The sequence below is a fragment of the Variovorax sp. J31P179 genome (assembly GCF_030316985.1).
GTDB lineage: Bacteria > Pseudomonadota > Gammaproteobacteria > Burkholderiales > Burkholderiaceae_C > Variovorax > Variovorax ginsengisoli_B.
The window spans coordinates 424538-445144 of record NZ_JASZYL010000002.1 but is presented as its reverse complement, the minus strand read 5'-3'; the positions used below and the strand labels follow the sequence as shown (position 1 = coordinate 445144).

The 20607-nt window shown below is 68.4% G+C and carries 18 protein-coding genes; 15 read left to right on the top strand and 3 right to left on the bottom strand.

What is annotated here, in order from left to right:
* Window positions 1–30: 30 nt before the first annotated feature.
* Window positions 31–471 carry a DNA polymerase III subunit chi gene (locus tag QTI17_RS06475; protein WP_286531813.1) on the bottom strand — a complete coding sequence of 147 codons (441 nt, stop codon included), beginning with the start codon at window positions 469–471 and terminating at the stop codon, window positions 31–33.
* A complete protein-coding gene (locus QTI17_RS06470) occupies window positions 468–1958 on the bottom strand; it encodes a leucyl aminopeptidase (protein WP_286531812.1) in 1491 nt (496 codons plus the stop codon). The genes QTI17_RS06475 and QTI17_RS06470 overlap by 4 nt, the downstream gene beginning before the upstream one ends.
* Window positions 1959–1979: 21 nt before the next feature.
* On the opposite strand from QTI17_RS06470, the gene lptF reads away from it, so the two are divergent.
* The 6 genes from lptF to QTI17_RS06440 all read left to right on the top strand — a co-directional run bounded on the left by lptF (window position 1980) and on the right by QTI17_RS06440 (window position 7011).
* Complete coding sequence (lptF, locus tag QTI17_RS06465; RefSeq protein WP_286531811.1) at window positions 1980–3089, top strand: LPS export ABC transporter permease LptF; 1110 nt, start codon at window positions 1980–1982, stop codon at window positions 3087–3089.
* A complete protein-coding gene (lptG, locus tag QTI17_RS06460) occupies window positions 3086–4192 on the top strand; it encodes an LPS export ABC transporter permease LptG (protein ID WP_286531810.1) in 1107 nt (368 codons plus the stop codon). The genes lptF and lptG overlap by 4 nt, the downstream gene beginning before the upstream one ends.
* A gap of 13 nt (window positions 4193–4205) precedes the next feature.
* The gene (locus QTI17_RS06455) at window positions 4206–4574 is read left to right on the top strand and encodes a sirohydrochlorin chelatase (RefSeq protein WP_286531809.1); all 369 of its coding nucleotides are present in this window, start codon (window positions 4206–4208) and stop codon (window positions 4572–4574) included.
* 63 nt (window positions 4575–4637) lie between these two features.
* Window positions 4638–5579 carry a CysB family HTH-type transcriptional regulator gene (locus tag QTI17_RS06450; RefSeq protein WP_286529087.1) on the top strand — a complete coding sequence of 314 codons (942 nt, stop codon included), beginning with the start codon at window positions 4638–4640 and terminating at the stop codon, window positions 5577–5579.
* 26 nt (window positions 5580–5605) lie between these two features.
* The gene (locus tag QTI17_RS06445; protein ID WP_503011026.1) at window positions 5606–6742 is read left to right on the top strand and encodes a pyridoxal phosphate-dependent aminotransferase; all 1137 of its coding nucleotides are present in this window, start codon (window positions 5606–5608) and stop codon (window positions 6740–6742) included.
* Window positions 6743–6852: 110 nt separating this feature from the next.
* The gene (locus QTI17_RS06440; protein ID WP_214685614.1) at window positions 6853–7011 is read left to right on the top strand and encodes a DUF3309 family protein; all 159 of its coding nucleotides are present in this window, start codon (window positions 6853–6855) and stop codon (window positions 7009–7011) included.
* 64 nt (window positions 7012–7075) lie between these two features.
* Here QTI17_RS06440 and hrpA read toward each other — a convergent pair whose 3' ends face one another.
* A complete protein-coding gene (gene hrpA / locus QTI17_RS06435; RefSeq protein ID WP_286531807.1) occupies window positions 7076–10954 on the bottom strand; it encodes an ATP-dependent RNA helicase HrpA in 3879 nt (1292 codons plus the stop codon).
* Window positions 10955–11029: 75 nt separating this feature from the next.
* On the opposite strand from hrpA, the gene QTI17_RS06430 reads away from it, so the two are divergent.
* The 9 genes from QTI17_RS06430 to QTI17_RS06390 all read left to right on the top strand — a co-directional run bounded on the left by QTI17_RS06430 (window position 11030) and on the right by QTI17_RS06390 (window position 20605).
* Window positions 11030–11275 (top strand): hypothetical protein, encoded by a 246-nt coding sequence (locus QTI17_RS06430; protein ID WP_286531806.1) that lies wholly within the window; start codon window positions 11030–11032, stop codon window positions 11273–11275.
* A complete protein-coding gene (locus tag QTI17_RS06425) occupies window positions 11272–11691 on the top strand; it encodes a PIN domain-containing protein (protein WP_286531805.1) in 420 nt (139 codons plus the stop codon). The genes QTI17_RS06430 and QTI17_RS06425 overlap by 4 nt, the downstream gene beginning before the upstream one ends.
* A 25-nt stretch (window positions 11692–11716) precedes the next feature.
* Entirely contained in the window at window positions 11717–13063 is a 1347-nt protein-coding gene (gene argA, locus QTI17_RS06420) for an amino-acid N-acetyltransferase (protein ID WP_286531804.1), read from the top strand.
* 58 nt (window positions 13064–13121) lie between these two features.
* Window positions 13122–14321 carry a succinyldiaminopimelate transaminase gene (dapC, locus tag QTI17_RS06415; RefSeq protein ID WP_286531803.1) on the top strand — a complete coding sequence of 400 codons (1200 nt, stop codon included), beginning with the start codon at window positions 13122–13124 and terminating at the stop codon, window positions 14319–14321.
* Window positions 14322–14329: 8 nt separating this feature from the next.
* The gene (gene dapD, locus QTI17_RS06410) at window positions 14330–15154 is read left to right on the top strand and encodes a 2,3,4,5-tetrahydropyridine-2,6-dicarboxylate N-succinyltransferase (protein ID WP_286529099.1); all 825 of its coding nucleotides are present in this window, start codon (window positions 14330–14332) and stop codon (window positions 15152–15154) included.
* Between the two features lie 75 nt (window positions 15155–15229).
* Window positions 15230–16378, top strand: coding sequence for a PilT/PilU family type 4a pilus ATPase (locus tag QTI17_RS06405; protein WP_286531802.1), 1149 nt, complete (start codon window positions 15230–15232; stop codon window positions 16376–16378).
* Between the two features lie 17 nt (window positions 16379–16395).
* Complete coding sequence (dapE, locus tag QTI17_RS06400) at window positions 16396–17565, top strand: succinyl-diaminopimelate desuccinylase (protein WP_286531801.1); 1170 nt, start codon at window positions 16396–16398, stop codon at window positions 17563–17565.
* Window positions 17562–18443: a 50S ribosomal protein L3 N(5)-glutamine methyltransferase gene (prmB, locus tag QTI17_RS06395; protein ID WP_286531800.1), complete on the top strand. Its 882-nt coding sequence runs from the start codon at window positions 17562–17564 to the stop codon at window positions 18441–18443. Before dapE ends, prmB begins: the two co-directional genes overlap by 4 nt.
* Window positions 18444–18574: 131 nt before the next feature.
* Window positions 18575–20605, top strand: a complete 2031-nt coding sequence (locus tag QTI17_RS06390) for an ABC-F family ATP-binding cassette domain-containing protein (protein WP_286531799.1) — start codon at window positions 18575–18577, stop codon at window positions 20603–20605.
* Window positions 20606–20607 lie beyond the last annotated feature (2 nt).

The following is a 20607-nucleotide window of genomic DNA, read 5'->3' as shown; positions in this document are numbered from 1 at the left end:
GAGCCCCCTTCGGAACGGCCGGGCGGGGGCTCATGTGTTCGCGCCCCCCGCGTAGGCATGGGTGCGGATCGCGTAGCCGCGGTCCTTGTAGTGACGCCAGCGGGCGCGGCCGGCCTGGCGGTCGGCGTCGTCGCTGCCGACGATGTCGATCAGCCGCTCGAAGCGCTCGAAGCGTGCGGGCAGCTCGGCGCCGAGATTGACGAGGATCGGCCGGTCGGGCAGCGCGCCCGCGGCGCTGTCCACCAGCACCACCGGCGAACGCTCGACGATGGAGGGCGCATCGTCGCCGCGGCAGTGGGCAACGAAATCGGTCGGCGAGAGCGTCCACAAGGCCGTGTCGATCGCCTCCAGCAGGGCCGCGTCCGCCACCACCACCAGCCGCGCGCCATGGGCGCTCACCGCCTTGCGCAGCAGCCGGCAGGCGTAGCCCACCTTGTCGGGCATGTTGTAGTGGCCGTCGATCTCGGTCACTTGCGCGACCGCGGCTTGGCGGCCTTCGGCGTCCGGGCGGGCGCCGCCTTGGCGCCCTGTGTCAGGAGATAGCTCAGCAGCAGGCCCACCGGCCGGCCGGTGGACCCCTTGGCGGCACCGCTCTTCCAGGCCGTGCCGGCGATGTCCAGGTGCGCCCAGGGGTAGTCGCCCGCGAAGCGCTGCAGGAACTTGGCCGCCGTGACGGCACCGCCCGCGCGTCCGGCCACGTTGGCGACGTCCGCGAAATGGGTCTTGAGCCCTTCGGCGTAGTCGTCGTCGAGCGGCATCCGCCAGCAGCGGTCCTGCGACGCCTCGCCGGCCGCCTCGAGGGCGCCGGCCAGTGCGTCGTCGCTCGAGAAGAGCCCGCTGCGCACGCCGCCCAGGGCCACCACGCAGGCCCCGGTGAGGGTGGCGATGTCGATCACCGCCGCCGGCGCGAAGCGCTTGGCGTAGGTCAGCGCATCGCACAGGATCAGGCGCCCCTCGGCGTCGGTGTTGAGCACCTCGATGGTCTGGCCGCTCATGCTGGTGACGACGTCGCCCGGCTTGATCGCCCGGCCGTCGTTCATGTTCTCGCACGAGGGCACCAGCCCGACCACGTTGATCGGAGGCTGGATGTCGCCGAGGGCACGGAACACGCCCAGCACGCTGGCGGCGCCGCACATGTCGAACTTCATTTCGTCCATTTCGGCGGCCGGCTTGAGCGAGACGCCGCCGGTGTCGAAGGTGATGCCCTTGCCGACCAGCACCACGGGCGCCTGGTCCTTGGGGGCCCCGTGGTAGTTCAGCACGATGAAGCGCAGCGGCTCGGCCGACCCTTGCGACACGGCGGCAAAGGCGCCCATGCCGAGCTTGGCCACTTCCTTCGGGCCCAGCACTTCGCACTTCACGTTCGGCAGCTCGGCCAGCTTCTTCGCGGCATCGGCCAGCATCGTGGGCGTGCAGTAGTTTCCGGGTCGGTTGCCCCATTCCTTGGCCAGTTCGACCCCGGCGACCGTCGCGGTGGCCTGGTCGAAGGCCTCGCGCAGCGCGGCCGCGTCCGGCACGCCAACGGTCAACTGGCGGATCGTGCGCGGCTCGGGCTTGGACTTGGTCTCGGTGTAGACATAGCTGGCGTCGGCCGAGGCCAGCACCGCGCTGCCCAGGCTGGCCGCGTCGGGCGCGCCGGCGAAGACGATCGCCACCCGCTTCGGGCTCGCGCCCTTGGCGGCGTTGACCGCCGCCAGGACCGCGGTCCGGACCGCAGGCGCGCCGCCGTCCCCCACGGCCGCCAGCAGCACGCGCGCCGCCGCGATGCCGGCCGGCCGATACAGCGCGAGCAGCTTGCCCGCCTTGTCGGGCAGGTCGCCGGCCTTGCGGGCCTCGGCTGCCAGGGTGGAGAGCGCATCTTTGGCGCTGCTGGTTCCGGCTGCCACCAGCACGATGAGGACATCGGCTTTCTCGGTGGCGGCCTGGGCGATGGAGAGGGTCTTGAGTTGAAAGTCCATAATCCTTTTTTTCCCTCGACGATGTTATTCCATTCCTCTCTACGCAAGGAGCTGTCGCGCAGCTTCGGCGCCACGCTGGTGGTGCTGGTCACCATCGTGATGACGATGATGCTGATCCGCACCCTCGGACTGGCGGCCAAGGGCAGCGTGAATCCCTCCGAGGTCTTCCTCGTGATGACCTACACCGTGCTCGGCTACATGCCGACCATCCTCAGCCTCTGCCTGTTCATTTCGATCGTCGGCACGCTGTCGCGCATGTACCGCGACAGCGAGATGGTGATCTGGTTCTCGAGCGGGCGCGGCCTGGCGGAGTTCCTGCGCCCGCTGTTCGGCTTCGCCTGGCCGATCCTGCTGCTGATCGCCCTGTTCTCCCTGGTCGGCTGGCCCTGGGCCAATTCGCAGACCCAGAACATGCGCGAGCGCTACGAGCGGCGCAGCGACATCGAGCGGGTCGCGCCCGGTGAGTTCCGCGAATCGGCCGGCCGGCTGCGGGTCTTCTTCATCGACAAGGACGCCCCGGACAGCGCCACCGCCAGCAACGTGTTCATCTCGTCGATCGAGCGCAACTTGCGCATCGTCACCTCGGCCCGCAGCGGCCGCATGGAAGACCTGGAGGGCATCCGCTACCTGATGCTGAGCAACGGCCAGCGCATCGAGGAGCCGCTGCAGCCGACCGGCATCAAGGTCAGCGAATTCGAGACCTACGGCGCCCGGGTCGGCGGCCGTTCGGGCGACCCGCTGGACGTGATGCCGGTGCGCGCCCGCACCACGCTGGCCCTGCTGCGCGAGCCGAATCCGGTCAACCGCGCCGAGCTCGCCTGGCGCATCGGCCTGCTGTTCGCGGGCGCCAATTTCGTGCTGCTGGCGCTGGCGCTGTCGAGCGTCAATCCGCGCGTCGGCCGCAGCGGCAACCTGCTGTTCGCGCTGTTCGCCTTCGTCCTCTACTTCAACCTGCTCAATCTCGGCCAGAGCTGGGTCGGGGCGGGGCGCTTCGGCGTCGGCGGCTTCCTGCTCGCACTGCACGGCGGCGTCCTGGTGCTGGGCCTGCTCTGGCTCGCCAAGCGACATTTCAACTGGGGCTTCCCGACGCGCCGCGTCCCGGCGCAGCCTGCAACCACATCGAACGCGTGAAAACCATCCGCCGCCTGATCTACGCGGAGGTGCTGAAGTCGGTCGCCTTCGTCGCCCTGGGCTTCCTGAGCCTGTTCTTCTTCTTCGACTTCGTCGACGAGCTGCAGTCCATCGCCAGTCCCGATTCACTCGGCTACGGCGCGCCCCAGGCGCTCCTCTACGTGGCGCTGCTGATTCCCAGCCATCTCTACGAACTGCTGCCGATCGCGGTGCTGATCGGCACCATCTTCGTCATGGCCCGGCTGGCTCAGAGCTCCGAATTCACGATCCTTCGCACCAGCGGCCTCGGCCCCTGGCGGGCCCTGCGCACGCTGCTGCTGCTCGGGGCCGCCTTCGTGGTGCTGACCTTCGCGGTCGGCGACTACGTGGCGCCCGTGACGGACCGCGCGGCCCAGTTGCTCAAGGCCCGCTACCAGGGTCCGCTGGCGCTGATCGGCAATACCGGCGCCTGGCTCAAGGAGCGCCAGGGCGACACCTCCTTCGCGGTCAACGTGGTGTCGATGGGGCGCAACGGCATCCTGAAGGATCCCCGGATCCTCGAGTTCGACGGCCAGGGCTTCCTGGTCTCGCAAACCTCCGCGCCCGGCGCAACGGTCGACCGCGGCCACTGGACCCTGATCAACGCCGAGCGCCAGCTGTATGAAACGCGGGGCCCCGGGGCCCCGCGCATCGTCCGCACCACGGTGCCGGTGCTCGAGTGGCCGACTTCGCTGAGCAACGAGATGGTGTCGGTCGCGCTGCTGCGCCCCGAGCGCATGCGCACGCTGGACCTGTTCGACTACATCCGCCACCTCGACGCCAACGGACAAACCGCGCAACGCTACGAGATCGAGTTCTGGCGCAAGGTCTTCTATCCCCTGTCCTGCCTGGTGATGATCGTTCTGGCCCTGCCCTTCGCCTACCTGCACTTCCGGCAGACCGGCATCGCCACCTACATGTTCGGCGGGGTGATGATCGGCATCAGCTTCTTCCTGTTGAACAACGTCTTCGGCTACCTGGGCAACCTCGGCAACTGGTGGCCATGGATCACGGCGGCGGCACCCGGCCTGATCTATTCCGTGATGTCGCTCGGCGCCTTCACCTGGCTGGTGCTGAGACGCTAGCGACCGAAGCGCCATGCAGACACCCTTGGGCATCGTGCTGTTCGCGCACGGTTCGCGCGACGAACGCTGGCGAGCGCCGGTGGAGGCGGTGGCGCGCCAGGTGGCCGTGCTCGACCCCACGGCCCAGGTCGCCTGCGCCTATCTCGAACTGGTCGCGCCCGACCTGCGCACCGCGGTGCAGGCGCTGATCGCCGCCGGCGCCCGGCGCATCCGGATCGTCCCGCTGTTCCTGGGCATGGGCCGGCACGTGCGCGAAGACTTGCCGCGGCTGGTCGACGAACTCCAGGCCCTCCATCCGGACGTCGCGTTCTCGCTTCGCCAGGCCGTTGGCGAGGACCCCGAAGTGATCGCCCTGCTGGCAAAGAAAGCATTCGAATCCTGAACTTGCGGTGATTTTCATAGACCAAGAAGGCATAATGAATCCGAAAATAATACGGAATCTGTTATGAATCTTCATCAGTTCAAGTTTGTTCAGGAAGCCGTCAGGCGCAACCTGAACCTGACCGAAGCTGCCAAGGCGCTCCACACCTCGCAGCCGGGCGTGTCGAAGGCGATCATCGAGCTCGAGGAAGAACTTGGCGTCGAGATCTTCGCCCGCCACGGCAAGCGCCTGAAGCGCGTCACCGAACCCGGCCAGCATGTGCTGGCCAGCATCGAACTCATCATGCGCGAAGTCGGCAATCTCAAGCGCATCGGCGAGCAGTTCAGCGCCCAGGACAGCGGCACCCTGTCGATCGCCACCACCCACACCCAGGCCCGCTACGTCCTGCCGGTGCCGGTCGCGAAGCTGCGCGAAGCCTATCCGAAGGTCAACGTAAGCCTGCACCAGGGCTCGCCCGACCAGGTGGCGCGGATGGTGATCGACGAGGTGGCCGAGATCGGCATCGCCACCGAATCGCTGGCCGACTACGCCGAGCTCGTGACCATGCCCTGCTACGAATGGCAGCACGTGCTGGTGCTGCCGCAGGGCCATCCGCTGGCGGACAAGGAGCGCATCTCGCTCGAGGACCTGGCCAACGAGCCGATCATCACCTACCACCCGTCGTTCACCGGGCGCACCCGCATCGACCACGCCTTCGCGCAGAAGAAGCTGACCCCGCGCATCGCGCTCGAGGCGATCGACTCGGACGTCATCAAGACCTATGTGCGGCTCGGGCTGGGCGTCGGCATCGTGGCCGAGATGGCGGTGCGCGACGACACCAACGCCGACCTCGTGGTGCGGCCGATGGGCCACATCTTCGGCGTCAACATCGCCCGCGTCGCCTTCAAGCGCAGCGCCTATCTGCGCAACTTCGTCTTCAAATTCGCCGAGCTGCTCTCCGACCGGCTCGATCGCAACCTGATCGCCAAGGCCTTGAGCGGTCAACACCAGGACTACGAACTGTGAGCCGAGCGACCGTCCGCACTCCCGAAGTGCAAACCAAGCTGCCCGCCGTGGGCACGACGATCTTTACCGTGATGTCGGCACTCGCCGCCGAGAAAAACGCGGTCAACCTCGGCCAGGGCTTCCCCGATTTCAATTGCGACCCGCAACTGCTGCAGGCCGTGACCGACGCCATGGCGGCGGGCCACAACCAGTATCCGCCGATGCCCGGCATCCTTGCGTTGCGAGAGGCGATCGCGGCCAAGATCGAAACCCTGTACGGCCATCGCTACGACCCGCAGACCGAGATCACCGTGACCGCCGGCGCCACCCAGGCCATCATCACGGCGATCCTGGCCGTGGTCCGGCCAGGCGACGAGGTGATCGTGCTGGAACCCTGCTACGACAGCTACGTGCCGAACATCGACCTGGCCGGCGGCACCGTGGTGCGCGTGCCGCTCACGCCCGGCAGCTTCCGCCCCGACTTCGCGAAGATCGCGGCGGCGCTCACCCCGCGCACCCGCGCCATCATCGTCAACACGCCGCACAACCCGAGCGCCACGGTCTGGACCGAGGCCGAGATGCGCCAGCTCGAAGACCTGCTGGCGCCGACCGAGGTGCTGGTGATCAGCGACGAGGTGTACGAGCACATGGTCTACGCCGGCGCCCGCCACGAGAGCGCGGCGCGCTTCCCGGGCCTGGCGGCGCGCAGTTTCATCGTCAGCAGTTTCGGCAAGACCTACCACGTGACCGGCTGGAAGGTCGGCTACGTGGCGGCCCCGGCCGCGCTGAGCGCCGAGTTCCGCAAGGTGCACCAGTTCAACGTCTTCACGGTCAACACGCCGATGCAGCATGCGCTGGCCCGCTACATGGCCGATCCGACGCCGTACCTGGAGCTGCCGGCCTTCTACCAGCGCAAGCGCGACCTGTTCGCCGAGGGCCTGGCGAAGACGCGCTTCAAGCTGCTGCCCAGCGCCGGCACCTATTTCCAGTGCGTCGACATCAGCGAGGTCAGCGCGCTCGGCGAATCGGATTTCTGCCAGTGGCTCACGAGCGAGATCGGGGTCGCGGCGATCCCGCTGTCGGCCTTCTACGGCGACGGCTTCGACCAGCGCGTGGTGCGCTTCTGCTTCGCCAAGAAGGACGAAACCCTGCAGGCCGCGATCGGACGACTGGCCCGGCTCTGACACGAACGGTAGGAGAGTCCTGACCGCGGGAGGGGGCCGCTTCCCGCGATCGCCGGGCGCCCGGGGGCAGAGGATGAGGGCTTCAAAACATACCGCCCTAGGAGAAGTCCATGTCCCTCTCGTTGATTCTGCTGATCGTCCTGATCCTGCTGCTGGTGGGCGCGCTGCCGAGCTGGGGCTACAGCCGCAGCTGGGGCTATGGGCCCAGCGGCGGTCTTGGCCTGGTGCTGCTTGTGGTGATCGTGCTGCTGCTGATGGGTCGGATATAGCCCTCGGCGCCTGCCGCACGGAAAGCCCGCTTCGGCGGGCTTTTTGCTGTCTGGCTGCAAAGGCTCAATGCCCCAGCTGGGCCCAGAGCTTGTCCAGCCGCTTCACGCTGACCGGCTGCGGCGTGCGCAGCTCCTGGGCGAAGAAGCTCACGCGCAGTTCCTCGAGCAGCCAGCGGAACTCGCTCATGCGCTCGTCGGCCGCGCCCTTGCGCTCGGCGAGCAGGCGCCAGTAGCGCTGCTCCTGCGGCCGCAGTTCGGCCAGTCGCTGGGCATCGCGCGCCGGGTCGGCGCGCAGCTTGTCGAGCCGCAGGGTGATCGCCTTCAGGTAGCGCGCGAAGTGCTGCAACCGCGGCCAGGGCGTGTCGGCGATGAAGCGCTTGCCCACCAGCCGCTGCAGTTGCTGCGCCGCGTCGCCAGTGGCCTCGGGCTGCACCTTGGTGTCCTTGATCTTGCGCAGCGCCAACCCGTATTCGACCAGGATCGTGCCGGCCAGCCGGGCCACCTCGTTGGCGATCAGCGTCAGGCGCCCGCGGCCCTCCTCCAGCCGCCGCTTGAAGGCGAACTCGTCGGTCGGCAGCGGCTCCTGCAGGAAGGCGCGGTCGATCGCCACCTCGATGATCTGCGCCCGCAGTTCCTCGGCGGTGCCGAGCGGCATGAAGGCGACCGCCATCTTCTGCAGGTCGGGGATGTTCTTCTCGAGGTACTTCAGGGCGTCCTTGAGCTGCAGGGCGAACAACCGGCGCAGCCCCGCCCGATGCTTCGCGGCGGCCACGGCCGGCTCGTCGAAGACCTCGATCGTCACCGCGTCGCTGTCGTCGACCAGCGCCGGGAACCCGATCAGCGATTGCGCTCCGCGCCGCACTTCCATCAATTCGGGAAGCTCGCCGAAGGTCCAGGTGGTGTAGCGTTGGCCGGCCGGGAGGGCGGGCGTCGCCGGCGCCTCGACCGCGGCTTTCGCTGCGGGCCGGGCCTGTCCGCCTGCGCCGGCCTGGGCCGGCTCCGGCGAAGCCCGCACGTTGAGCCCGGCCAGCGCCTGGAAGGCACCGCGCGCCTGCGTGCCCAGCTCGGCCTTCAGCGCGCCCAGGTTGCGCCCCATGCCGAGCTGCCGGCCATGCTCGTCGACCACCCGCAGGTTCATGAAGAGGTGCGGCGGCAGCATGTCGAGCTTGAAGTCGGCGCGCTTGACGTCGAGGCTGGTCTGGTCGCGCACCCGCTTCAGGAGCGCGTCGGTCAGCGACCCGTGGCCGAAGACCTCGGGCGCCGACAGCACCTCGGTGAAGCGCGCGGCCGATTCGGGCAGCGGCACCAGCCGCGCGCGAGGCTTCTGCGGCAGGCTCTTGAGCAGGGCCTGGATCTTGTCCTTCAGCATGCCGCTCACCAGCCACTCGCAGCGTTCGTCGCTGACCTGGTTCAGCACGAACAGCGGCACGCTGACGGTCAGCCCGTCCTTGGCATCGCCCGGCTCGTGCAGGTAGGTGGCCGCGCAATCGACGCCGCCCAGGCGCACGGTCGGCGGAAAGGATTGGGTCGTGATGCCGGCCGCCTGGTGGCGCATCAGCTCGTCGCGCGTCAGGTAGAGCAGCCTGGGCTGTTCGCGCGACTGGCCGCGATACCAGTTCTCGAAGGTGAGGCCGCTCGACACGTCGGCCGGCAGCTGGGCGTCGTAGAAGGCGTAGATCAGCTCGTCGTCGACCAGCACGTCCTGGCGCCGCGACTTGTGCTCCAGGCCCTCGACCTCGCGCACCAGCTTGCGGTTGGCCGCCAGGAACGGCAGCTTGCTTTCCCACTGCCCGCCGACCAGCGCCTCGCGGATGAAGATCTCGCGCGCCGCGACCGGATCCACCTTGCTGAAATCGACCCGGCGCCCGCTGTAGACCACCAGTCCGTAGAGCGTGGCGCGCTCCAGCGCCGCGACCTGGGCGCCCTTCTTCTCCCAGTGCGGGTCGAGCAACTGCTTCTTCAGCAGGTGGCCCGCCACCTGTTCGAGCCACTGCGGCTCGATGTTGGCGATGCCGCGGCCGAACAGCCGCGTGGTCTCGACCAGCTCGGAAGCGACGATCCAGCGGCCCGGCTTCTTCTTCAGGTGGGCGCCCGGATGGCGGTAGAACTTGATGCCGCGCGCACCCAGGTAGGCCTCGTCGTCCTCCAGCTTCCAGCCGATGTTGCCGAGCAGGCCCGAGAGCATCGACAGGTGCAGCGGCTCGTAGCCGGCCGGCTGGGTGTTGATGCGCCATTTGTGCTCGGTCACCACCGTCAGCAGCTGCGAATGGATGTCGCGCCACTCGCGCACCCGGCGGATGTTGATGAAGTTCTGGCGCAGCAGTTGCTCGTATTGCCGGTTGCTGAGCTTGTGCGTGTCACCATGGCCGCCGCGCGCATCCAGGATCCACTTCCACAGCCGCAGGTAGCCGCTGAACTCGCTCTTCTCGTCGTCGAACTTCGAATGCGCCTGGTCGGCCTGCTGCTGCATCTCCATCGGCCGGTCGCGCACGTCCTGCACCGACAGGGCGCTGGCGATCACCAGCACTTCCTCGAGCGCGCCGCGCGTGCGGGCCTCGATGATCATGCGCGCGACCCGCGGGTCGAGCGGCAGCCGGGCCAGCTCGGCGCCCATCGGCGTCAGCTCGTTGGCATCGTCGACCGCGCCGAGTTCGTTCAGCAGCTGGTAGCCGTCGGCGATCGCGCGCCGCTGCGGCGCCTCCAGGAACGGAAAGCGCTCGACATCGCCCAGGTGCAGCGACTTCATGCGCAGGATCACGCCGGCCAGCGAGGAGCGCAGGATTTCCGGGTCGGTGAAGCGCGGCCGACCCTCGAAGTCCTTCTCGTCGTAGAGCCGGATGCAGATGCCGTTGGCGACCCGCCCGCAGCGTCCGGCGCGCTGGTTGGCCGCCGCCTGGCTGATCGGCTCGACCAGCAGCTGCTCGACCTTGCTGCGGAACGAATAGCGCTTGACCCGCGCCGTGCCGGTGTCGATCACGTAGCGGATGCCCGGCACGGTCAGCGAAGTCTCGGCCACGTTGGTGGCCAGCACGATGCGCCGACCGCTGTGGCTGTCGAAGATGCGCTCCTGCTCGGCCTGCGACAGCCGCGCGAACAGGGGCAGCACCTCTGCGCTGCGCATCAGCGGCTGGTGGCTGAGGTGGCGGCGCAAATGGTCGGCGGCCTCGCGGATCTCGCGCTCGCCGGGCAGGAAGACCAGGATGTCGCCGGCGTTGTGCGGGTCGCGCCAGAGTTCGTCGACCCCGTCGGCGATGGCGTCGTTGAGGTCGTGGTCGCGCGACTCCTCGAAGGGACGGTATCGCTGCTCGACCGGGAAGGTCCGCCCCGACACCATGATCGTCGGCGCCGGCCCCTTCGCGGATGCAAAGTGCTGCGCGAAGCGGTCGGCATCGATGGTGGCCGAGGTCACGATCACCTTCAGATCCGGCCGCCGCGGCAGGATCTCGCGCAGGTAGCCGAGCAGGAAGTCGATGTTCAGCGAGCGCTCGTGGGCCTCGTCGATGATGATCGTGTCGTAGGCCTTGAGCAGCGGGTCGGTCTGGGTCTCGGCCAGCAGGATGCCGTCGGTCATCAGCTTGACCGAGGCCTCGCGGGACAACCGGTCCTGGAAGCGCACCTTGTAGCCGACCACCTCGCCCAGCGGCGTCTTCAGCTCCTCGGCGATGCGCTTGGCGACCGAGGTCGCGGCGATCCGGCGCGGCTGGGTGTGGCCGATCAGCCGGCCCTTGCCCGGTGGCGCGTTCAGCTTGCCGCGGCCGAGCTCCAGCACGATCTTCGGCAGCTGCGTGGTCTTGCCCGAGCCGGTCTCGCCGCAGACGATGACGACCTGGTGGGCAGCGATGGCCTTGGCGATCTCGTCTCGGCGAGCCGAAACCGGCAGCGATTCGGGGAATTCGATGGCGAGCGGACTGGCGCGGCGGGTTTCTGGCGGGAGGGAACTCATGGGAAGGCGCATTATCGCATTTCACGGATTCACGTGCTACACTTGTTCTCGTGGAGCCTTCCGGAGTCGCCTGACATGACCAACCTCACCATCGCCATCGACGAGACCATCGTGCGCAAGGCGCGCGTGCGCGCCATCAACGAAGGCACCTCCGTGAGCGCGCGCGTGCGCGAATTCCTTGCCGACTATGCGCAGGGCAACGACCGCCGCCAGATCGCCGGCGAGGCCTTCATTGCCGCGGCGCGGCGCAGCAAGGCCAACAGCGAGGGCGCGAGCTGGTCGCGCGACGATGCCCACGATCGGCCCTACCCCGCCGAATGAACATTTTCTTCGACACCAACGTGCTGGTGTACGCCGTCGATGCCGGCGATCCGGTGCGCAAGGAAATCGCCATCGACCGCTTCGCCCGGGCGGTCAAGGACGACACGGTCATGCTCAGCACCCAGGTGCTGCAGGAGTTCTACAACATCACGACCCGCAAGCTGAAGCCGCCGCTGAGCGCGCGCGAAGCGGCCGGCCAGCTGTCCCAGCTGTGCGCCTTCGAGGTCGTCGGATCGAGCGCCGACAGCGTGCTAGCCGCTTCCGAACTGGCGCAGAAGCACCGCCTCCAGTGGTGGGATGCGCTGATCCTCGAAGCCGCGATTCGCGGCAACGCCGACGTCCTGGTGTCGCAGAACGGCCAGCACGGCCAGCGCTTCGGCAAGCTTGTCGTCGAGAATCCGTTCTCGCCGACCTGACACACGCCTCATTCACAGTCCCTTCATGTCCACCGTCTTCAACTTCACCTTCGTCCCCTGGTTCCGCTCGGTCGCGCCCTACATCCACATGCATCGCGGCAAGACCTTCGTGGTCGCGATGGCCGGCGAGGCGATCGCCGCCGGCAAGCTGGCCAGCATCGCCCAGGACCTGGCACTGATCCAGAGCATGGGCGTCAAGGTCGTGCTGGTGCACGGCTTCCGGCCTCAGGTCAACGAGCAGCTGCGCGCCAAGGGCCATGAGGCGAAGTACTCGCACGGCATCCGCATCACCGACGAGGTGGCGCTCGACTGCGCCCAGGAGGCGGCCGGCCAGCTGCGCTACGAGATCGAGGCCGCCTTCAGCCAGGGCCTGCCCAACACCCCGATGGCCGGCTCCACCATCCGCGTGATCTCCGGCAACTTCATCACCGCCCGGCCGGTCGGTGTGGTCGACGGCGTCGACTTCCAGCATTCGGGGCTGGTGCGCAAGGTCGACGCCGCCGGCATTCGCCGCGCGCTCGACTTCGGCTCGATGGTGCTGATGTCGCCGTTCGGCTTCTCGCCCACCGGCGAGGCCTTCAACCTCACGATGGAGGAAGTCGCGACCAGCGTGGCGATCTCGATCCAGGCCGACAAGCTGATCTTCATGACCGAGGTGCCGGGCATCGCCCAGGACCCGGCCCTGCCGATCAGCGAGGACAACCCCATCGACACCGAACTGCCGCTCGACGCCGCCCGCAAGCTGCTGGCGGCGCTGCCGCCCGCCCAGCGCCCGACCGACACCGCGTTCTACCTGCAGCACTGCGTCAAGGCCTGCGAGGCCGGCATCGAGCGCAACCACATCCTGCCCTTCTCGGTCGACGGCTCGCTGCTGCTCGAGGTCTACGTGCACGACGGCATCGGCACCATGGTGATCGACGAAAAGCTCGAATCGCTGCGCGAGGCCACCGCCGACGACATCGGCGGCATCCTGCAGCTGATCGAGCCCTTCGAGCGCGACGGCACGCTGGTCAAGCGCAGCCGCACCGAGATCGAGCGCGACATCGGCCAGTACACCGTGATCGAGCACGACGGCGTGATCTTCGGCTGCGCCGCGCTGTACCCCTACCCCGAGGCGCGCACCGCCGAGATGGCCGCCTTGACCGTGTCCCCGCAATCGCAGGCCCAGGGCGACGGCGAGCGCATCCTGAAACGGGTCGAGCAGCGCGCCAAGGCGTCGGGACTGGACAGCATCTTCGTGCTCACCACCCGCACCATGCACTGGTTCCTTAAGCGCGGCTTCCAGCAGGTCAACCCCGACTGGCTTCCCGAGGCCCGCAAGCGCAAGTACAACTGGGACCGCAAGAGCCAGGTGCTGGTGAAGAAACTCTAGGAATCAACACGATGATCGCCCGCTCCTGGTTCCGGCGCTGCCACGATAATCGAGGATCATGAATCCCCTGCTCGCCAAACTGCAGCCCTACCCCTTCGAGCGGCTGCGACAACTGTTCGCCGGCGTCACCCCGAACCCCGCATTCGCGCCGATCAGCCTCGGCATCGGCGAACCCAAGCACCCGACCCCGGCCTTCATCCAGGATGCGCTGGCGGCCGGCATGGGCGCACTCGCGACCTACCCGGCCACCGCCGGCGACCTGCCGCTGCGCCAGTCGTTCACCGGCTGGCTGGAGCGTCGCTATGGCCTGGCGCTCGATCCGGCCACCCAGGTGCTGCCGGTCAACGGCTCGCGCGAGGCCCTGTTCGCCCTGGCCCAGACCGTGGTCGACGCCAGCCGGACGCCGGCGCCGGTGGTGCTGTCGCCCAACCCGTTCTATCAAATCTACGAAGGCGCGGCGCTGCTTTCGGGCGCCGAGCCGTACTACGTGCCGAACGTGCCGGCGCGCAATTTCGCGGTCGACTGGGACAGCGTGCCGGATGCGATCTGGGCCCGCACGCAACTGGTCTTCGTCTGCTCGCCGGGCAATCCGACCGGTGCCGTGATGCCGATCGGCGAGTGGGAAAAGCTCTTCGCCCTGTCCGACCGGCACGGTTTCGTGATCGCGGCCGACGAGTGCTACAGCGAGATCTACTTCCGCGACGAACCCCCGCTCGGCGGGCTCGAGGCCGCAGCCAGGCTCGGCCGCAGCGACTTCCGCAACCTGATCGCCCTGACCTCGCTGTCCAAGCGCAGCAACGTGCCGGGTCTGCGCAGCGGCTTCGTGGCCGGCGACGCCGCGATCATCAAGTCCTTCCTGCTCTATCGCACCTACCACGGCAGCGCCATGAGCGGCACCGTGGCCGCCGCCAGCATCGCGGCCTGGAACGACGAGCTCCACGTGGTCGACAACCGCGCCCAGTACCGCTCCAAGTTCGCCGCCGTGACGCCGCTGCTCGAGCCGGTGCTCGACGTCCGCCTGCCCGACGCCAGCTTCTACCTCTGGGCCGGCATTCCGCCCGCGTGGCAAGGCGACGACGCCGCCTTCGCCCGGGCGCTCTACGCTCAATACAATGTGACGGTGCTGCCCGGCAGCTACCTCGCGCGCGAGGTCGGCGGCGCCAACCCGGGCCGCGGGCGCATCCGCATGGCGCTGGTCGCCGACACGGCCGAATGCACCGAGGCCGCGAAACGCATCGTGAATTTCATCCAGAACTGAGTTTTTCCATGACCCAACAACTCCAGCAGACCATCGACGCCGCGTGGGAAGACCGCGCCAACATCTCCGCCTCCAGCGCCTCCAAGGAAGTGCGCGACGCCGTCGACCACGTGATCGCCGAGCTCAACAACGGCCACCTGCGGGTCGCCACCCGCGAAGCCGTCGGTCAGTGGACCGTGCACCAGTGGATCAAGAAGGCCGTGCTGCTGTCCTTCCGCCTCAAGGACAACGAACAGATCCAGGCCGGCGCGCTGGGCTTCTACGACAAGGTGCCGACCAAGTTCTCGCACCTGTCGGCCAACGAGCTCAAGGAAGCCGGCGTGCGCATCGTCCCGCCGGCCGTGGCGCGCCGCGGCAGCTACATCGCCAAGGGCGCGATCCTGATGCCCTCCTACGTCAACATCGGCGCCTACGTCGGCGAAGGCACGATGGTCGACACCTGGGCCACGGTCGGCTCCTGCGCCCAGATCGGCGCCAACGTCCACCTGTCGGGCGGCGTCGGCATCGGCGGCGTGCTCGAGCCGCTGCAGGCCGGCCCGACCATCATCGAGGACAACTGCTTCATCGGCGCCCGTTCCGAGGTGGTCGAGGGCGTCATCGTCGAAGAGAACTCGGTGCTGTCGATGGGCGTCTTCATCGGCCAGAGCACCCCCATCTACGACCGCGCCACCGACACCGTCAGCTTCGGCCGCGTTCCGGCGGGCTCGGTGGTCGTCGCCGGCACCTTGCCCAAGCCGGGCGGCAAGTACAGCACCTACGCCGCCATCATCATGAAGAAGGTCGATGCCAAGACACGCTCGTCGACTTCTCTGAACGACCTGCTGCGCGACTGACCACCCGGGCCGCCTGAGGGGGCGGCCCCTGTGAGCCACCCGATCCAGAACCACAACGCCGAGGAGAGAGAGCCGATGAACACGATGGAGCGAATTCTTCGTCTGATGGCCGAGCGCAAGGCATCGGACATCTATCTTTCGGCCAACTCCCCGGCCCTGATCCGGATCAACGGCAACTGCATGCCGATCAACGCCCAGGTGCTGCCGCCCGAGGCACCGCTCAGCCTGCTGTCCGAGGTGGTGCACGAGAACCGCATCGCCGAACTGGAGCGCACCGGCGAGCTCAACATGGCGATCGCGCTCGAAGGCTCCGGCAACTTCCGCATCAGCGCCATGCGTCAGCGCGGCAGCTACGCGGTGGTCGTGCGGCACATCGCCTCGACCATCCCGAGCTTCGAGGATCTCAACTTGCCCGAGATCCTCAAGACCCTGGTCATGGAAAAGCGCGGCCTGATCCTCATGGTCGGCTCGACCGGCGCCGGCAAGAGCACCACCCTGGCCTCGATGCTCGACTACCGCAACGAGAACGCCACCGGCCACATCCTCACGGTCGAGGAGCCGATCGAATTCACCTTCACCAACAAGAAGTCGATGGTGAACCAGCGCGACGTCGGCAGCGACACCCAGTCGCTGCAGATCGCGCTCAAGAACGCGCTGCGCCAGGCGCCCGACGTGATCCAGATCGGCGAGATCCGCGACCGCGAGACCATGACCGCCGCGATCGCCTACGCACAGTCGGGCCACCTGTGCGTGGCCACGCTGCACGCCAACAACAGCTACCGGGCGCTGAACCGCATCCTGAGCTTCTACCCGGTCGAAGTGCGCGCCACGCTGCTGGGCGACCTCGGCGGCGCGCTGCGCGCCATCGTGGCCCAGCGCCTGCTGCGCACGCCCAGCGGTGCCCGCGTGCCGGCGCTCGAAGTGCTGCTGAACACCGCGCTGGTGGCCGAACTGATCGGCAAGGGCGACTTCTCGGCGGTCAAGGAAGCCATGGAACAATCGATGGCCGAAGGCTCCCAGACCTTCGAGGAAGACATCGCGCGGCTCATCACCGAAGACCTGGTGACGCGCGAGGAAGGCCTGTCCCAGGCCGATTCGCCGACCAACCTGATGTGGCGCCTGCAGAACCGCAAGGCGCCGCCCGCGCGCAACGAAGAACGCTCCCTCCTCGACCAGGTCGAGGAACCCACCTTCACGGACATCACGCTCGACGTGCGTCCCTGAGCCACCTGCCCCTGTCGATGTCCCGAACGCTCCAGCTCGCCGAACAACTGATCTCCCGCCCCTCGGTCACCCCCGACGACGGCGGCTGCCAGCAGATCCTCGGCGAGCGCCTGGCGCGGCTCGGATTCCGGCTCGAGACCATCGAAAGCGGCCCTGCCGACTTCCGCGTCACGAACCTGTGGGCGGTGCGGCCAGGCGGCGCAGACCAGCCGAAGACCATGGCCTTCGCTGGCCATACCGACGTCGTGCCGACCGGTCCGATCGAGCAGTGGAGCAGCCACCCGTTCACCCCGACCCACCGTGACGGCCGCCTCTACGGCCGCGGCGCCTGCGACATGAAGACCTCGCTGGCCGCCTTCGTGGTCGCCATCGAGGAGTTCCTGGCCGCCACGCCCGACCCGCGTCTCACCCTGGCGCTGCTCCTCACCAGCGACGAGGAAGGCCCCGGCATCGACGGCACGGTGGTGGTCTGCAACCAGCTGGCGGCGCGCGGCGAGGCGATCGACTACTGCATCGTCGGCGAGCCGACCTCGGTCGAGCGCTGCGGCGACATGATCAAGAACGGTCGCCGCGGCACCATGAGCGGCCGGCTGACGGTCAACGGCGTCCAGGGCCACATTGCCTACCCGCACCTGGCGAAGAACCCGGTGCACGCCTTCGCGCCGGCGCTGGCCGAACTGGTCGCGCTCAATGCGGCGGGCGGCTGGGATGCCGGCAACGATCATTTCCAGCCGACCAGCTGGCAGATCAGCAACATCCATGCGGGCACCGGCGCCAGCAACGTGATCCCGGGCGCGGCCGTGATCGATTTCAACTTCCGCTTCTCGACCGAGTCGACCCCCGAGTCGCTGCAGCAGCGCGTGGCCTCGGTGCTCGACGCCCACGGCCTCGACTACACACTGGCCTGGACGATCGGCGGCCTGCCCTTCCTCACCGTGCCCGGCGCGCTGGTCGAAGCCGTGCAGCAGGCGATCCGCGACGAGACCGGCCTCCAGACCGAGCTGTCGACCAGCGGCGGCACCAGCGATGCGCGCTTCATCGCCAAGATCTGCCGGCAGGTGGTCGAACTCGGCCCGGTCAACGCCAGCATCCACAAGATCGACGAGCACATCGCGGTGGCCGACATCGAGCCGCTCAAGAACATCTACCGCCGCACGCTCGAACGGCTCGAAGCGCTGACCGCATGAGCACGGTCATCGCCTTGATCCAGGCCGGCGCCAGGCAGCTGGCCGAAGCCGGCGTGGCGTTCGGCCACGGCACCGACAACGCCTTCGACGAAGCGGTCTGGCTGGTGCTGTGGCGCCTTGGCCTGCCGCTCGACGAACTCGACGCGGTGGCCGAGCGGCCGGTGTCGCCCGCCGACGCGGCGCGCATCGGCGAGCTGTTCGCGCAGCGCATCGCGACCCGCAAGCCGGCGGCCTATCTGACCCGGGAGGCCTGGCTGCAGGGCGTTCCCTTCTACGTCGACGAACGCGCCATCGTGCCGCGCAGCTTCATCGCCGAACTGATCGCCGACGGCTCCATCGACTACTGGCTCGGCGACCACACCCGGCGCGTGCTCGACCTGTGCACCGGCAACGGCAGCCTCGCGATCCTCGCCGCCCTGACCTATCCGGAGGTGAGCGTGGACGCCGCCGACCTGTCGCTCGAGGCGCTCGAGGTGGCGGCGATCAACGTCACCCGGCACCAGCTCGACGCCCGCGTCCGCCTGATCCATTCCGATGGCCTGGCCGAAGTGCCCGGTCCGTACGACCTGGTGCTGTGCAACCCGCCCTACGTCAACAGCGCGAGCATGGCCGCCCTGCCGGCCGAATACCGGGCCGAGCCCGAACTCGCGCTGGCCGGCGGCAGCGACGGCATGGACTTCGTGCGCCGGCTGTTCGCCGACGCGCCGTCGCGCATGAGCGAGCAGGCCGTGCTGGTGCTCGAGATCGGCAACGAGCGGGCGAACTTCGAAGCCGCGTTTGCGCAGCTCGAAGTCGTCTGGCTCGAAAGCTCGGCCGGCGAGGACCAGGTCCTGCTGGTGACCCGCGAGGCCCTGCTGGCGGGTGCCGGCGAGCCTTAGCGGCGCCCGTCCTTCGCCGCCTTCCCCGCAGCCTCGGCTGCGCCCCCTTCATCGGGCTGATGTCCCCTATGCCCCCTCGCGCCAGGCCGCCTGGACGCGCACGGGATAATCGCCCCTACGGTCCCCTATCCATGATCACTCTCAGAAACGTCATTCTTCGCCGCAGCGCCAAGGTCCTGCTCGACGGCGCCACCGTCACCCTCAACCCGGGCGAGAAGGTCGGCCTGGTGGGGCGCAACGGCGCCGGCAAGTCCACCTTGTTCGCCCTGCTCAACGGCACGCTGCACGAGGACGGCGGCGACTTTTCCGTGCCCAGGCACTGGCGCATGGCCCAGGTGGCGCAGAACATGCCCGAGACCGACGAATCGGCAACCGACTTCGTGGTCGGCGGCGACACCCGGCTCGGCGAACTGCGCGCGGCGCTGGCGGCCATCGAAGCCGCCTACGAAGCCAACCCGGACGACCCCGACATCGGCATGGAGCTGGCCCACGCCTACACCGACCTGGCCGACGCCGGCGAGCACGACGCCGTGCCGCGCGCCCAGGCACTGATCCTCGGCCTGGGCTTCAAGTCGCACGAGCTCGACGAGCCCGTCAACAGCTTCTCGGGCGGCTGGCGCATGCGGCTGCAACTGGCGCGCGCCCTGATGTGCCCGAGCGACCTGCTGCTGCTCGACGAACCCACCAACCACCTGGACCTCGACGCGCTGGTCTGGCTCGAAGCCTGGCTGCAGCGCTATGCCGGCACCATGATCGTGATCAGCCACGACCGCGAGTTCCTCGACGCCGTGACCGATGTCACCCTGCACATCGCCAACGCCCAGCTCACGCGCTACGGCGGCAACTACAGCAAGTTCGAGGACATGCGCGCGCTGCAGATGGAGCAGCAGCAAGTCGCCTTCAGCAAGCAGCAGGACAAGATCGCCCACCTGCAGAAGTTCATCGACCGCTTCAAGGCCAAGGCCAGCAAGGCCAAGCAGGCACAGAGCCGGGTCAAGGCGCTCGAGCGCATGGAGCGGGTCGCGCCGCTGCTGGCCGAGGCCGACTTCACCTTCGAATTCAAGGAGCCGGGCAACATCCCGAATCCGATGCTGTCGATCAGCGACGCCAGCTTCGGCTACGAGATCGAGGACGAGCCGCCGAAGACCATCCTGCGCGGCGTCAACCGCTCGGTGCTGGCGGGCCAGCGGATCGGCATCCTGGGCGCCAACGGCCAGGGCAAGTCGACGCTGGTGAAGACCATCGCGCGCGAAATGGGCGCGCTCGCCGGCACCGTCACCGAGGGCAAGGGCCTCAACATCGGCTACTTCGCGCAGCAGGAACTCGACGTGCTGCGCCCCCAGGACAACCCGTTGGAGCATATGGTGCGCATGGCGCGCGAACTCGGCAGCGCCGCCCGGGAAGGCACTGGCGAGCAGGCGCTGCGCGGCTTCCTCGGCAGCTTCAACTTCAGCGGCGACATGGTCAAGCAGCCGGTCGGCACCATGAGCGGCGGCGAAAAGGCGCGGCTGGTGCTGGCCATGATGGTCTGGCAGCGCCCCAACCTGCTGCTGCTCGACGAGCCCACCAACCACCTGGACCTGGCGACGCGCGAGGCGCTGGCCGTGGCGCTCAACGAGTTCGAAGGCACCCTGATGCTGGTCAGCCACGACCGCGCGCTGCTGCGCTCGGTCTGCGACGAGTTCTGGCTGGTCGGCCGGGGCGTGGTCACGGATTTCGACGGCGACCTCGACGACTACCAGCGCTACCTGCTCGACGAGGCCAAGCGGCTGCGCGAGGAGGCCAAGGTGGCGACCCGCGATGCCGCGGCGGTCGAAGCCGCCGCCGCTCCGGCCGAAGCCCCGGTGGCGAGCGCACCGGCGCCCAGGGCGGCCGACAGCGCCCCCGGGGGCAAGAACCAGCGCAAGCAGGACGCGCAGGATCGCCAGCAGCGCAGCGACCAGGCCAAGCCCCTGAAGCGCGAGCTGACCCAGGTCGACCAGCGCCTGGCGGCCGCCAGCAGCGAGAAGGCGACGCTGGAAGCACGGCTCGCCCAGGCCCTGCCGGCGCCCGAAATCGCCGAGGCAGGCAAGCGCCTGAAGGCGCTCGGCGACGAGATCGCGAGCCTCGAGGAGCGCTGGCTGGCGCTGTCGGACCAGCTCGAGGCCCTCGCCACCTCATAATG

Excerpts from the sequence above, each read along its gene's own strand:
- QTI17_RS06390 (WP_286531799.1), top strand. The coding sequence starts at position 18,575 with ATGATCACTCTCAGAAACGTCATTCTTCGCCGCAGCGCCAAGGTCCTG.
- QTI17_RS06440 (WP_214685614.1), top strand. The coding sequence starts at position 6,853 with ATGTCCCTCTCGTTGATTCTGCTGATCGTCCTGATCCTGCTGCTGGTG.
- QTI17_RS06405 (WP_286531802.1), top strand. The coding sequence starts at position 15,230 with ATGAACACGATGGAGCGAATTCTTCGTCTGATGGCCGAGCGCAAGGCA.
- prmB (WP_286531800.1), top strand. The coding sequence starts at position 17,562 with ATGAGCACGGTCATCGCCTTGATCCAGGCCGGCGCCAGGCAGCTGGCC.
- QTI17_RS06450 (WP_286529087.1), top strand. The coding sequence starts at position 4,638 with ATGAATCTTCATCAGTTCAAGTTTGTTCAGGAAGCCGTCAGGCGCAAC.
- dapD (WP_286529099.1), top strand. The coding sequence starts at position 14,330 with ATGACCCAACAACTCCAGCAGACCATCGACGCCGCGTGGGAAGACCGC.
- QTI17_RS06425 (WP_286531805.1), top strand. The coding sequence starts at position 11,272 with ATGAACATTTTCTTCGACACCAACGTGCTGGTGTACGCCGTCGATGCC.
- lptF (WP_286531811.1), top strand. The coding sequence starts at position 1,980 with ATGTTATTCCATTCCTCTCTACGCAAGGAGCTGTCGCGCAGCTTCGGC.
- hrpA (WP_286531807.1), bottom strand. The coding sequence starts at position 10,954 with ATGAGTTCCCTCCCGCCAGAAACCCGCCGCGCCAGTCCGCTCGCCATC.
- QTI17_RS06455 (WP_286531809.1), top strand. The coding sequence starts at position 4,206 with ATGCAGACACCCTTGGGCATCGTGCTGTTCGCGCACGGTTCGCGCGAC.
- QTI17_RS06470 (WP_286531812.1), bottom strand. The coding sequence starts at position 1,958 with ATGGACTTTCAACTCAAGACCCTCTCCATCGCCCAGGCCGCCACCGAG.
- QTI17_RS06430 (WP_286531806.1), top strand. The coding sequence starts at position 11,030 with ATGACCAACCTCACCATCGCCATCGACGAGACCATCGTGCGCAAGGCG.
- argA (WP_286531804.1), top strand. The coding sequence starts at position 11,717 with ATGTCCACCGTCTTCAACTTCACCTTCGTCCCCTGGTTCCGCTCGGTC.
- dapE (WP_286531801.1), top strand. The coding sequence starts at position 16,396 with ATGTCCCGAACGCTCCAGCTCGCCGAACAACTGATCTCCCGCCCCTCG.
- dapC (WP_286531803.1), top strand. The coding sequence starts at position 13,122 with ATGAATCCCCTGCTCGCCAAACTGCAGCCCTACCCCTTCGAGCGGCTG.